Raw genomic sequence first — 12,667 nt, 5'->3', positions numbered from 1 at the left:
TATGTAGGCCGGGCAGGGATGGAAAGCCCGCTTCGCCACAGAAACGCCGGGTTTCAGCCAGTTGCACTACTGCGTCCCGCCCGGTAGCCTTGTTCCACCTACCGGTTTTCTGGGTGAACCATGCGTATATTCAGACATCTCATCAGCTGGGCGCTCGTGCTGTTCCTGATCGCCATGTTCATCCAGTCGACGATTGCCCCCTTGCCGGATCCGCCGGAGGGTTCTGTGAAACTGTTCGATGCTCCGGGTCAGAATATTGTCTTCCAGACCATCGCCGAACGTTCAGGCGTATCATTGTTCGAGCCGGCTGGACGGTTCGTGATCGCGATCGTCGAACTTTTCGCCGGCTTCCTGTTGCTTTTACCATTCTCCCGGCGCGTCGGGGCAGCGGTGGCCGCGCTGGTTTGCGGTGCAGCTATTGCGTTTCATCTTTCGCCCTGGCTTGGCCGGGAAATCCCGGTTTCACTTGATCCTGCAAGCACAGCGACGGATGGAGGCCAGCTGTTCATGCTGTCGATCCTGATGCTAGTGGCTAGCCTGCTGGTCATGGTCGTGCATCCGGGCCGTATTCGAGGCTAGCTGACAAGCGCGCATTCCACTCCTCGTTAACTGTTTCCTGCGACCCTTTCCCGGTTCAACGGATACGAATTCGACATGGAATCGATCGAACAGGCCGAAAAGCCACGCACGGGGCGCGCGCGGAACACTTTGTTCCGTCGCCTTGTGGATATCGTTTCGATGCCTTCCAGCGGCCGGCTGACCCAGCAAGACCGCCATATGGCCGCGGACATTCTGCTCGACATGCTGTTCCACGCCGACAATGACGATCGCGCCCTGTGTGCGCGGCGCCTCGCTGAAAGCAAGGAAGCCCCGCGGCGCCTTCTGCGTTATCTCGCGCAATGCCCTTACAAGATCGCGGCGCCACTTCTCGAATTGAATGAAGCTTTCGACGCCTGCGACCTGCGGGACGTTGCCATGACCGGCACGCCTGATCACCGCCTTGCCATTGCGAAGCGAAAGATCGTTCCAGGCATGGTCAGCGATTATCTCGCCGATGCCGGCGAGGATCATGTCCTGAAAGAGCTGGTCGTAAACCGGGGCGCCGAACTGCCGGAGCAGGCGATCGACAAGCTCGTCCGGCGGTCCCGCGATGTGCCGGAGCTTTGTCCATTGATTGCAGAACGGCTGGAGACGATCCCGTCGCATGCGCTGACCTTGTTCTGGTGGGCCGATGGAGCGACCCGGAAGCGCATCCTGCAGCGCTACGCATCAGACCGGCTGGAAATCATCGACTCCTGCAAGGACGTCTTCGAAATGATGGCGGAAGAGCAGTGGGCCGATCCGGTGGCGCGCAAGGCGATCCAGCTGATCGAGCGCCGCCAGCGCAATCGTGCTGCTCTGGAGCGCAGCCCTTTCGACAGTCTGGAAAGTGCGATCAACGCAGCTGCCCTGAACGGTATGGATGCCCAAACCTCACAGGAGATCGGATACCTGTCGGGGGTAAAACCGGTCACTGCTGCCAAGATTTTGGGCGATGAGGGGGGAGAGGCGCTCGCCGTGCTATGCAAGGCCACCGGTGTGAAGCGCGATTTCTTGCCCGTTCTGTGGGTGGCATTACAGAAAGAGCTCGAAATTGAGGAGGGAGTGGTCCATCCCCAATTCAAGCATGTCTCTGAAGTTTATGAGCTTTTGAGCGTAGCGAAGGCGCAGACCATATTGCGTTACTGGAACTGGGCATTGTCTTCCGCCTATTCGCCAGGCGCGGTACAAAGCGGAACGGAGATGCCCGAGGCCGCGAATGAAGAAGCAGAGTTCTCGGCTGCACAGCGGACTGCACGTCTGGTTTTTGGCAGATAACCGTTCAAAACTGCAAAACAGTCTCCAACGGGCTTTTCAAAACCTGTTTCCCCCTTTAGTCCCTGTCCCGGTTAAGGGCGATCAAAAGAGGGTTGCGCGTGGCGTATTTCCTGGGGCTGGTACTGGCTTTGGCGGCGTTCTGGCTCGGAATGTCCGGCCACAACACCCCGATGATTCTTTCTCTGGGCGGCATCTCGCTCATCGTAACGTGTATTCTGGCCTACAGGTTGGACATCATCGACCGTGAAGGCTCGCCCTATGTGCGCCTCGTCGGGTTCCTTCTTTACTTCCCCTGGCTGGCCAAGGAGATCGTCAAGGCGAACATCAGCGTTATCCGCGCCTGTGTGAAAGCTGACCTCGATATCGCGCCAGCGCTGGTGAAGGTGAAGACGATCTGCAAGTCGGACCTCGCCAAGGTCACATTCGCCAACTCGATCACGCTGACGCCCGGCACCGTGACGGTGGAGATCGAAGGCGACAAGCTGCTGGTGCACGGACTGTACGAACAGGATTCCCAGCCGGAAGCCTTCATTGAAATGGACCAGCGCTCCGCCCGCGCGATTGACGGAAAGGGAGCTGCTGCATGATCGCCGCCGCGCTAATCGCGATCCTGTTCGGTATGGCGCTGCTCCTGCTGCGCGCCTTCATCGGGCCGACGCTTTATGACCGCATCCTTGCCGTGAACTCGTTCGGCACAAAAACCGTGTTGGCACTCGGCCTGCTTGGTTTTGTGATGGACCGTCCCGAATTCCTCGATATTGCCATCACCTACGCACTGATCAACTTCGTTTCGACGATCGCGATCCTGAAGTTCTTCCGCTACCGGTCGTTCCAGGTGCCGCTGGTGCGCCGCGGGCAGGGAGGCAATGCTGATGGCTGAGTTGTTCGCTGACCTTCATGGATACTGGGAGGTGATCCGCTTCCCTCTGGGCGCGCTTCTGTGCCTCGGTGGGTCCATTCTCTGCGTGATCGGCACGGTGGGCGTCCTGCGCTTTCCGGACATCTACACCCGTCTTCATGCAGCTTCGATTACTGATACGTCCGGAGCAGGGCTGGTGCTGATCGGCATGATGCTGCTGTCGCCCGGCTGGCTCGTGATTTCCAAGCTGTTCGCGATCTGCGTTTTCATCTTCCTGACCAGCCCGACCGCGTCGCACGCGCTGGCCAATGCGGCGCATACCGCTGGGGTCCAGCCAATCATCGGCCGTGTCGGTGCGTCGGACGGAGAAGGGGAGGACGCCTGATGCACAGCATGTTCAACGGCGACTTCGGTGTCGTCCTCGTCAACATTTTCCTGCTCGCCATCCTGTTCGCGACCGCCGTGGCGATTGCCCGGATGCGCAGCCTGTTCGCGATCGTGATGCTGTCAGGCATCTACTCTCTCGTTTCAGCCGCATGGTATGTCGCTGTCGATGCAGTGGACGTTGCCTTTACCGAGGCGGCTGTGGGCGCTGGCATGTCGACTGTCGTTCTGCTGGGGGCCATGCTGCTCACCTCGCGCACGGCAAAGCCCGAGAAACTTGCTTTTCGTCTTGGACCGCTGCTTGTCTGTCTCGCGACCGGCGCCGCCCTGATCTACGCAACGGTAGACCTCCCGGCACTTGGCGACGCGTCTTCCCCGGCAAACGCCGGCGTGGGGCTGACCTATCTTCAGGTCGCCTGGTTCGAAACCGGCATTCCGAACGTCGTGACGCCTGTCCTCGGCAGTTATCGTGGCTTCGATACGCTGGGTGAGACGTGCGTTGTGTTTACCGCCGGTCTCGCGGTCGCGCTGTTGCTCGGCTTTGGCGAGCGCTCGCTGGCTGAACGCATTCGCAATGAGGGCCGTTCGGGCGAGCGCCGCACCAATAAGGTCTCGGCGGCCAGCGACGAGGATCCCGCATGAATACCGATCATCACGTCATCCTGCGCGTCATCGCAAAGATGCTGATCCCCGTGATCACCATGTTTGCTTTCTATGTTCAGTTCCACGGTGACTTCGGCCCGGGCGGCGGTTTCCAGGCCGGTGTCATCATCGCCGTCGCTGTGATCCTCTACGCACTCGTCTTCGGCGTCCCCGCGGCAATGCGCGCCGTGCCGCCAGTCTTCACCCGTTCGCTCGCTGCGGTCGGTGTGATGATCTATGCCGGCGTCGGCTTCTGGGCATTGCTGCAGGGCGGTCACTACCTGGAATACCAGGCCTTGTTTCATGAGCCGCCGGGCGAACACCATGGCCAGCATATCGGTATCCTCGGGATCGAGCTTGGTGTGTTGTGCGGCGTGTCTGGCGCAATGCTGACGATCTTCTACGCCTTTGCTGGCCGCGTGGCCGAAATCCGCGACGAGGACTGGTAAGCCATGCTGGAATTCCTGCTCGAACGCGCGAACTACTGGGTCGTCATCGTCCTGATGATGATCGGCCTCTATATCACTTTTGCATCGCAGAACCTGATCAAGCGGATGGTCGGCCTCGGCCTCTTCCAGACGACGATCTGCCTGTTCTACGTTACACTCGGCAAGGTGTCCGGCGGTACGGCGCCGATCCTGTTCGGTGACGATGCCATTGAGCATCACGGTGCCGGTCACGGTGCAGAAGCAGAAGGTGGCCATGCGGCGCTAGACGCCGTGCTGGCCGCAGGCGGGGAACATGCCGACCGCGTGGCGCACCTGACCAATACATATTCCAATCCGCTGCCGCACGTCCTGATGCTGACAGCCATCGTCGTCGGCGTGGCCACCTTGTCGGTCGGCCTCGCCCTCGTCGTGCGTATCCGCGAAGCCTATGGCTCGATCGAGAATGACCAAGTGAATGAAATCGATCTTGAAACCGCGCTGGCCCAGCACGCCGAAGCGGAAAAAGCCGTGAGTGAGGCGACCGCATGATCGAAGCAATTACGAATGCAGCGCCAGCCTGGGCGCAGACGCATGCCGCGCCGCTGCTCGTCATGGTGCCGTTGTTCCTGGCGCCGTTGCTGGCCTTGGTGCCGAGCGGCCGCATCGCGTGGCTGATCTCCGTCGCGGCGACGGGCATCAGCTTCCTGTTTGCGATCATCCTGCTTGGCCTTGTTCAGACATCGCCGATTGGTGTCGTTTCCTATGAGGTTGGCCGTTGGCCTGTACCACTCGGTATTGAGCTGCGCGTCGATGCGCTGAATGCGATGATCCTGCTGATCGTCACGACGATCGGCTTGCTGGCATCGGTCTTCTCATGGCCGACTGTGGAAGCGGAAATCCCCAAGCAGAAGCGGTCGCTGTTCTATTCCGCATTCCTCGTCTGCTTCGCCGGTCTCAACGGAGTGGCGATCACGGGCGATGCGTTCAACCTGTTCGTCTTCCTCGAGATTTCGTCGATCTCGACCTATGTTCTGGTTGCGCTCGGCTCGGGCCGGGACCGCCGGGCCCTGCCGGCCGCGTTCAACTACCTCATCATGGGCACGCTGGGCGCCAGCTTCTACATTATCGGGATCGGCTTCCTCTATGCTGCGACCGGCACGTTGAACATGTACCACATGTCTACGCTGCTTCCGGAACTGGCCGGGCATCGCAGCGTGCAGGCGGGCTTTGCGTTCATTCTCGTTGGCCTCGGCCTGAAGGCCGCCATGTGGCCGCTGCACCAGTGGCTGCCGAACGCCTATTCCTACAGCCCCAGCTTCGTGACGATGTTCCTGTCGGCGACGGCGACCAAGGTGGCGCTTTATGCGCTGATCCGGTTCCTGTTCACCGTGTTCCGTCCGGACTACGGGTTCGAGATCTCTGCTTTCAGCGCGATCCTCATGCCGCTCGGCATTGCGGCCATGGTGATCTGCAGCTTCCAGGCGGTATTCCAGACCGATGTCCGCCGGATCCTCGCTTACTCCTCGGTTGCGCAAGTGGGCTACATGATCCTCGGCGTCTCCATCGGCACGACGGCGGGACTGTCGGCTGGTCTCTTCCATCTGATCAACCACGCCATGATGAAAGGCGCGCTGTTCATGGCGGTCGCCGGTGTGGTTCTGACCTACCAGGGCACGACTATACGCGACTTTGCCGGACTAGGACGGTCCGCACCGTGGACTATGACGGCATTTGCCATTGCTGCGCTGTCACTGATCGGCGTACCGCTGACCGCAGGCTTCCAGTCGAAGCTCCAGCTTGGCTTCGCGCTGTTCGATCAGGGCCTGTGGTGGGCGGTCGGCCTCGTCGTCTTCTCGTCCTTCCTCGCGGTGATCTATATGGGCCGCGTTCTGGAGGCGGTGTTCTTCCAGCCTCCGGTCAATCCGCGAAAGACGCGCAAGGAGGCGCCCGTCCTCCTGCTGGTTCCGCTCTGGACCCTGGCCCTGGCCAATCTTTATTTCGGCATAGCCGCGGATTTCCCGTTCCAGCTTGCGCGTAGCGCAGCCGCTGCGGCCTTCGGCGTGGAGGCGTTCCGATGAGCCCTGAGACCCTGATCCTCGCCGCACTTGTCCTGCCGCTGCTGATTGCGGCTGGCATCGCCGTGATGGGCTGGTCGCCAAACCTGCGGGAAGGGGTGACCTTTACCGGCGCAGGCCTCCTGTTTGTCGTGATCATCCTGCTGACCATGCATGTGGCTGGCGGGGAGCGCCCTGAACTGAACCTCGGCCAGGCGGCGCCCGGCCTCAGCCTCGCCTTCAAGCTGGAACCGCTGGGCATGCTGTTCGCGCTCGTGGCCAGCGGCCTCTGGATCGTGAACTCGTTCTATTCGGTCGGCTACATGCGCGGGAACCGCGAGCGGAACCAGACGCGGTTCTATATCTGCTTCGCCATCGCTATTTTCGGCGCCCTGGGCGTCGCCATGTCGGCCAACCTGTTCACGCTGTTCGTCTTCTACGAAGTCCTGACGCTCTCGACATTCCCGCTGGTCACCCACAAGGGCGATGCCGCGGCCAAGCGCGGCGGGCGCATCTATTTGCTGACCCTGATGGGCACCTCGATCGGCCTGCTGCTGCCGGCCGTGATGTGGACCTGGGTGCTTGCCGGACAGAACCTGGACTTCGTTCCGGGCGGCCTTCTGGCCGGGGCGGACATCAGCCCGGCTGTGGCCAGCGCGCTGCTGATCCTGTTCGCCTTCGGCGTCGGCAAGGCTGCGCTGATGCCGGTCCATTTCTGGCTACCGAACGCCATGGTCGCGCCGACGCCTGTCTCGGCCCTGCTGCACGCGGTGGCCGTTGTGAAGGCCGGCGTGTTCACGATCATGAAGATCGCCATCTTCATCTTCGGGACAGACCTGCTGGAAGCGACGCCCGCGCGGGAGTTCGTGCTTTGGGTGGCCTGTTTCACCATGGTGGTCGGATCGCTGATCGCCATGACCAAGGACAATCTTAAAGCGCGTCTCGCTTATTCGACGATTGCGCAGCTGTCTTACGTCGTGGCCGGTGCCATGCTGGCGGACCCGGCCGGTTGGCTCGGCGGCAGCCTCCAGATCGCCGCGCACGCTGCTGGCAAGATGACCCTCTTCATGTGTGCGGGCGCGATCTACGTCGCCACAGGCCTGACCAATATCTCCGACATGCGCGGCCTTGGCCGCAAGATGCCGCTGGTGTTCATCGCTTTCATGATCGGTTCCATGTCGATCATCGGCCTGCCGCCCTTCGCAGGGGCCTGGCCGAAATACGAGCTGATGCAGGGCGCCATCGACCATGGAAATGTCTACCTGTCGCTGGTCCTGATCGCCTCTTCGTTGCTGAACATCGCCTACCTGCTGCCGATCCCGCTGATGGCCCTGTTGCCACCGCCCGGCACCAAGGAGCCGAAACCGTTCAAACGTCCTGACGGGGCACCGATGCCCACAGTTGTCGCGCCGCTGATCACAGCCACGCTGTGCATCATCCTGTTCTTTGCGGTCGGCCCGATTTCGAAATTCCTGTCCCCGACCGTCGGGGATCGCGTCGAATACATCGCGGATGGAGGCCAGCCATGAGCGACCCGACCGAAAATGGCCGTGACGGCTCCGGCCGCTTCGTGAAGCGCGCCGCAGAGTCCGTGCACAATCTGCACACGCCATCCGAAGACGGCATTCACCCGCTGTCGCAGATCCTGTTCGGCTGGACGCACCGCAAGGGCATCGGCAACATCATCTTCTGGACGCTGCTGGTCCTGGCGCTGGCCGTCATTTCCGTCGACTTCTTCCACGCACGGCACGAGTATCTGAACTTCGCGAACTATGCCGGCTTCTATGGCGTGTGGGGCTTTGTCTGCTTCGCGTTCGCCGTGATCATGGGCTGGCCGCTGGGCCACATGCTGCGCCGGGACGAAAACTATTACGGCGATGCGGGCGGACCGCCTGAGGGCGTCGATCCGGAGGCCCCGATGGCAGACGATCTGCCGGCGCCGCACCACACTTCCGAGGGAGACGCGTGATGCCGTCCATGCTGGCAGGTCTCAATCCCGGTTGGGTGCTGATTATCGCAGGCATTGCGAGCCTTTTCATCACCATGCGCCAGGCGCGTCAGGTGGTCACGATTGCTGCGCCGCTGCTGGCGCTGGCGCTGCTTGTGACCGCACCGCAGAACGCGGATCTCGTGACAACGCAGGTGCTTGGCCTGAAAATGGTGCTCTACCGCGTCGACGCGCTGAACTTCATCTTCAGCCTGGCGTTCCTGATCGCCGCTGTGCTGAACGGCATCTACGCCCTCCATTCCGATGACCGGATCCAGGATGGCGCCGCGCTGTTCTATGCCGGGGCCGCTGTCGCCGCGACGCTCGCGGGCGATCTGATGACCCTGTTCGTGTTCTGGGAACTGACGGCGATCAGCTCCGTCTTCCTGATCCTGCGGGCGCAGACCAAGGCGGCCTATTACGCCGCCATGCGGTATCTGGGCGTGCAGGTCCTGTCCGGCGTGTTGCTGCTGAACGGTCTCGCTTACGTCCTGAAGTCGCGCGGGGATCTCTCGCTGGAGGCCTTTACCGATCTTTCCGATCCGGGCGTGCTGTTCATCTTCATCGCGTTTGGCATCAAGGCGGCATTCCCGCTGCTGCACAACTGGCTGCAGGATGCGTATCCGAAGGCGACGGTCGTCGGCTCTGTCGTCCTGTCGGTCTACACGACGAAACTGGCCGTCTATGCGCTGGCGCGCATGTTCCCGGGGCAGGAGCACCTCGTCTGGATCGGTGCCACGATGACCGTCTTCCCGGTCTTCTTCGCCGTGATCGAGAATGATCTGCGCCGCGTGCTGTCTTACTCGATCAACAACCAGGTCGGCTTCATGGTTTGCGGTGTCGGTATCGGCACTCCGCTGGCTATCAACGGTGTCGCGGCTCACGCCTTTGCGGATATCTTCTTTAAAGGCCTGCTGATGATGTCGATGGGCGCCGTGCTCTATCGTACCGGTACGGTGAAGGCGAGCCAGCTGGGCGGGCTGCACCGCTCCATGCCGTGGACGACCCTGTTCTGCATCATCGGCGCGATGGCGATCTCAGCCTTCCCGCTGTTCTCGGCCTTTGTGACCAAGTCGATGATCATATCGGAAGTCGCCACCGCCGGTTATGCCGTGATCTTCCTGATGCTCATGTTCGCTTCGGCCGGTGTGCTGGAACACTCGGGCATCAAGATCCCGTATTACGCCTTCTTCGGCCACGACAGCGGCCTGCGCGTGAAGGAAGCGCCGTTCAACATGCTGCTCGCCATGGGCATCGCTGCCTTCCTCTGCATCTTCCTTGGCCTGCCGGCCCTGTTCCCGGGCTTTGGCCATGAATGGCTATACGGCCTGCTGCCTTACAGAGAGGAGGCGATGGGCTATTCCCATCACCACCTGTTCTCGTTCGATCACATCATCACGCAGTTCCAGCTGCTGATCTTCGCGATCTTTGCCTTCGTCCTGCTGAAGCGTTTCCACGTTTACCCGCCGGAGAAGCGCGGCGTGATCCTCGACAGCGACTGGTCCTACCGCAAGGTGGGCTACAGCCTGGTCACCTGGGCCGGGACGGTCTGGGGCAAGGCCGGCCCGGCGATGACGGCTGCGTTCTTCCGGCTGACCAGCCGGGCCTACAACTGGATCGAGGCGGCGTTCAGCCCGCGGGGCGAACTGGCCCGTGGCGGCGTGCTGAACGGCGCGATGACGATCTGGACGGCGGCGTTGCTGGGCATCGTCCTGCTCCTGTCATTCATGGCGGTCGGCTAGAGAACTGCCTGAAATTTGATCACTGGCGCGGTCCTCGCTGTTCTGGCGGGCGCCGCGCCTGCTATTTCGGGATTTCTGTTTTCCACTTTCTCACGAAGTGCTAGCCGGTAAGCGGGCTTTGGGGGGGCAAGGCAGATGTCAGGCACTATTGCGGATGAGCAAGACCAGCAGGATCTGGTCGCAAGTACGTCAAGAATCGTCGCCGCCTATGTCGGCAACAACACGGTGGCATCCGCTGACCTGCCAGACCTGATCCGTCTGGTACACAGATCTCTCGCGGACATTGCCAGCGGCGAACCTCAGGTGCAGATGCCCGAACCTGCTGTATCTGTTGCGAAATCGGTTTCTGATAATTTCCTGATCTGCCTGGAGGACGGGAAAAAGTTCAAGTCGCTGAAGCGCCATCTTCGCACGGCGTACGACATGTCTCCGGAAGATTACCGGGCGAAATGGGGGTTGCCGGCGGATTATCCGATGGTCGCGCCGGGGTATTCCCGCCAGCGCTCAAAACTCGCCAAGAAGATGGGCCTTGGCCGCGCAGAAAAGTAAAAGAACAGGGCTGCGAATACTTGTTGTTCCGGAAGCGAAACGAAATATTCCGGTAATCTTGGTTAACAAAACATCACAAAGACTCTTGATTCGGACCTGCAACTCGCGCGATAGGTGATTCTATCGAATCACCACGGGGGTGGCTGAAGATGACGAAACAGAATGTTTTCAGAGGCGTAACGGCTGTCCAGCGCAGTCTCGTCGACTATTGGTGCCGTCTGGGCGAATCGGATGGTGTGCCGCGCCGCGATTCGATTGACCCGGGACACCTGCGGTCCGTGCTGGCCAGCATTTCCATCGTGGAGTTCGACGAATCGGGCGCAGGGCGCTTCCGGATTGCAGGTTCCCGCCTGCGTGACCTATTGGGCTTCGAGGCGCGCGGTCGCCGGATCGAGGATGTCGCCGGTACCGCGGCTGAGACCTATGCACTCGGCCTGTCCGCCGCGATCGACCGGGGTACGCCGGTTGGCGGCGTCATCGAAACCGGGGAGCGGCTGCATGCCTGGCTTCGCCTGCCGCTGGCGGGCGCGGATGGCCGGATCAACCAGGTGCTGTGCCATGACGAGGAGCTCACCAGCCGCCGCCTGCTGCTCACGCCGCCGGGTGGCGCGGCTATCCACCAGAAATCGAACTTGCACGCCGCCTGAATCCCTTGCCGGGCCGGGGCCGGCATTGCGCGCATAGGAAAGTTATCCTACACTGCCTGATCTCGGGTAGTCTTCTGCCTGTTCCAGACAGCAGGAGGATGACTTGTCGGATTTCGATCCCCGTAAAGATGAAGACCGTGCCTATCTCGCCGGTGCTCTGACCGCCTATGCGCTCGGGCTGAAAGCGGAGGAGGTGCTGGGTGGCGGGCGCGGTTCCGCCGCCGAGTCACGGGCGAGACAAGTCGCGATGTACCTTCTGCGCGCGTGCCTCGGGATGAGCCTCAGCCGCGTCGCCCACGCCTTCGGCCGCGACCGGTCGACCGTCGCCTATGCCTGCCACGTCATCGAGGATCTGCGCGACGACCCGGACTTCGATCTCTGGGTGGAGCAATTGTCCGTCGGCCTGTGCAGCGTCTCGGTTCTGGGCGGTACCTCATTCGAGGATGCGAGGATTGCCTGTGCCGGCTAAGCGCGATCGTGTCCTGTCAGGCTGGCGTACCAGGCGCCTTGTGTGTGCGGGAGGACTAATCGTCCGGGATGGTGCCTCTTTCCGGGTTCATCAGTGGGCAGATGAGCGGAGCAGTCGGTGCGGGCGCGTCCCGGCTCATGTGGTTGCGCGTCTGAAAGCAGCTTGCGTCCTGGCTTCCTTCCGGGATGATCCGGACCGTCTGATACAGGCAGACGGTATGTCGCTCGAGGTACCGTTGCCCGACATGGCACCGGCGGCCTGTCTGGTCAGGGTTCGTGTGCTGGCTCATCTTGCAAGCACAGACCCATTGGGCATTCGCCTGCGCGCGGCGGCTGGGCGGTTCGAAGCCGACTACCATCTCGCAGCTTCGCCCGGGCGGCTGCGGACGAATGATCCGAAAGTCCTATCCGCGGCCCGAAACAGGCTTCTGACGGTGGAGCGGGTGCTCGGGCCCGACATGGCTGGAATGGCGGAGATGCTGGTGCTGGACAGGTTCACACTGTCCGCGCTTCGCCAACGAACGGGCGCCGGACTGGAAGACGCGCGAGGTGTGCTGGTGGAGCTGGCCGGAGTCTATCGCCTTACGGGTTGGGGTCAGGATGTGGGCAGGGCGTTCGCGTCGTCCTGAATGCGTGCCAGCATGGAGGCAAGGCCGTTCGAGCGCTGGGCCGTCAGCGCGCCGCTGACGCCGATTTCGTCCAGGAAGGCCTTGGCATCAAAAGACAGGATCTCTTCCCGTGTGGCACCGGAATAAAGCTGGACGAGCAGGGCGATCAGGCCGGATACGATCATCGCGTCGGACTCGGCGCGCAGCACCATCCTGCCATCCTCCCAGCCTGTAACCAGCCAGACCTGGCTGGCACAGCCGCGCACGCGGGTTTCTTCCGTCCGCTCATGCGGCTCCAGCGGCGGGTTCGCCTTGCCCAGATCGATGATGTGGGCGTAGCGCGCCTCCCAGTCTTCGAGCCAGGAGAAGTCTTCACGGATGTCTGCGGCGGTTTCGGCAATGCTCATGGGCGCTGACATGGGGCATCCAGGCCCAAAAGAAA

17 protein-coding genes are annotated in these 12,667 nt (G+C 61.7%); 16 read left to right on the top strand and 1 reads right to left on the bottom strand.

What is annotated here, in order from left to right; genetic code table 11:
• Positions 1 to 120: 120 nt before the first annotated feature.
• The 16 genes from R3C98_RS12115 (at position 121) to R3C98_RS12040 (ending at position 12,246) form a co-directional block, all read left to right on the top strand.
• Complete coding sequence (locus R3C98_RS12115) at positions 121 to 579, top strand: hypothetical protein (protein WP_371314336.1); 459 nt, start codon at positions 121 to 123, stop codon at positions 577 to 579.
• A 75-nt stretch (positions 580 to 654) separates the two neighbouring features.
• Entirely contained in the window at positions 655 to 1,857 is a 1,203-nt protein-coding gene (locus R3C98_RS12110; protein ID WP_371314335.1) for a DUF2336 domain-containing protein, read from the top strand.
• A gap of 98 nt (positions 1,858 to 1,955) precedes the next feature.
• Positions 1,956 to 2,444: a Na+/H+ antiporter subunit E gene (locus tag R3C98_RS12105; RefSeq protein ID WP_371314334.1), complete on the top strand. Its 489-nt coding sequence runs from the start codon at positions 1,956 to 1,958 to the stop codon at positions 2,442 to 2,444.
• Complete coding sequence (locus tag R3C98_RS12100) at positions 2,441 to 2,737, top strand: monovalent cation/H+ antiporter complex subunit F (RefSeq protein ID WP_035583873.1); 297 nt, start codon at positions 2,441 to 2,443, stop codon at positions 2,735 to 2,737. The genes R3C98_RS12105 and R3C98_RS12100 overlap by 4 nt, the downstream gene beginning before the upstream one ends.
• A complete protein-coding gene (gene mnhG / locus R3C98_RS12095) occupies positions 2,730 to 3,101 on the top strand; it encodes a monovalent cation/H(+) antiporter subunit G (RefSeq protein ID WP_371314333.1) in 372 nt (123 codons plus the stop codon). Before R3C98_RS12100 ends, mnhG begins: the two co-directional genes overlap by 8 nt.
• Positions 3,101 to 3,742 carry a DUF4040 domain-containing protein gene (locus R3C98_RS12090; RefSeq protein ID WP_371314332.1) on the top strand — a complete coding sequence of 214 codons (642 nt, stop codon included), beginning with the start codon at positions 3,101 to 3,103 and terminating at the stop codon, positions 3,740 to 3,742. The genes mnhG and R3C98_RS12090 overlap by 1 nt, the downstream gene beginning before the upstream one ends.
• Positions 3,739 to 4,191 carry a Na(+)/H(+) antiporter subunit B gene (locus tag R3C98_RS12085; protein WP_371314331.1) on the top strand — a complete coding sequence of 151 codons (453 nt, stop codon included), beginning with the start codon at positions 3,739 to 3,741 and terminating at the stop codon, positions 4,189 to 4,191. The genes R3C98_RS12090 and R3C98_RS12085 overlap by 4 nt, the downstream gene beginning before the upstream one ends.
• Positions 4,192 to 4,194: 3 nt before the next feature.
• Complete coding sequence (locus R3C98_RS12080; RefSeq protein WP_371314330.1) at positions 4,195 to 4,719, top strand: cation:proton antiporter subunit C; 525 nt, start codon at positions 4,195 to 4,197, stop codon at positions 4,717 to 4,719.
• Positions 4,716 to 6,248, top strand: a complete 1,533-nt coding sequence (locus tag R3C98_RS12075) for a monovalent cation/H+ antiporter subunit D family protein (RefSeq protein WP_371314329.1) — start codon at positions 4,716 to 4,718, stop codon at positions 6,246 to 6,248. Before R3C98_RS12080 ends, R3C98_RS12075 begins: the two co-directional genes overlap by 4 nt.
• Positions 6,245 to 7,753: a proton-conducting transporter membrane subunit gene (locus tag R3C98_RS12070; protein ID WP_371314328.1), complete on the top strand. Its 1,509-nt coding sequence runs from the start codon at positions 6,245 to 6,247 to the stop codon at positions 7,751 to 7,753. Before R3C98_RS12075 ends, R3C98_RS12070 begins: the two co-directional genes overlap by 4 nt.
• Positions 7,750 to 8,193: a hypothetical protein gene (locus tag R3C98_RS12065; RefSeq protein ID WP_371314327.1), complete on the top strand. Its 444-nt coding sequence runs from the start codon at positions 7,750 to 7,752 to the stop codon at positions 8,191 to 8,193. The genes R3C98_RS12070 and R3C98_RS12065 overlap by 4 nt, the downstream gene beginning before the upstream one ends.
• A complete protein-coding gene (locus R3C98_RS12060; RefSeq protein WP_371314326.1) occupies positions 8,193 to 9,953 on the top strand; it encodes a Na(+)/H(+) antiporter subunit D in 1,761 nt (586 codons plus the stop codon). The genes R3C98_RS12065 and R3C98_RS12060 overlap by 1 nt, the downstream gene beginning before the upstream one ends.
• Positions 9,954 to 10,088: 135 nt before the next feature.
• Complete coding sequence (locus tag R3C98_RS12055) at positions 10,089 to 10,502, top strand: MucR family transcriptional regulator (RefSeq protein WP_371314325.1); 414 nt, start codon at positions 10,089 to 10,091, stop codon at positions 10,500 to 10,502.
• A 149-nt stretch (positions 10,503 to 10,651) separates the two neighbouring features.
• Positions 10,652 to 11,149: a PAS domain-containing protein gene (locus R3C98_RS12050; protein ID WP_371314324.1), complete on the top strand. Its 498-nt coding sequence runs from the start codon at positions 10,652 to 10,654 to the stop codon at positions 11,147 to 11,149.
• A gap of 103 nt (positions 11,150 to 11,252) precedes the next feature.
• Complete coding sequence (locus R3C98_RS12045; RefSeq protein WP_371314323.1) at positions 11,253 to 11,618, top strand: helix-turn-helix domain-containing protein; 366 nt, start codon at positions 11,253 to 11,255, stop codon at positions 11,616 to 11,618.
• A gap of 217 nt (positions 11,619 to 11,835) precedes the next feature.
• Positions 11,836 to 12,246, top strand: a complete 411-nt coding sequence (locus tag R3C98_RS12040) for a hypothetical protein (protein WP_371314322.1) — start codon at positions 11,836 to 11,838, stop codon at positions 12,244 to 12,246.
• Here the strand turns inward: R3C98_RS12040 and R3C98_RS12035 are convergent.
• Positions 12,213 to 12,644 carry a SufE family protein gene (locus tag R3C98_RS12035; protein WP_371314321.1) on the bottom strand — a complete coding sequence of 144 codons (432 nt, stop codon included), beginning with the start codon at positions 12,642 to 12,644 and terminating at the stop codon, positions 12,213 to 12,215. The genes R3C98_RS12040 and R3C98_RS12035 overlap by 34 nt on opposite strands.
• Between the last annotated feature and the right edge of the window lie 23 nt (positions 12,645 to 12,667).

The organism is Hyphomonas sp. (assembly GCF_041398465.1).
Lineage (GTDB): Bacteria > Pseudomonadota > Alphaproteobacteria > Caulobacterales > Hyphomonadaceae > Hyphomonas.
The sequence above is the reverse complement of the archived record's forward strand: the minus strand, read 5'-3'. Positions and strand labels throughout refer to the sequence as shown.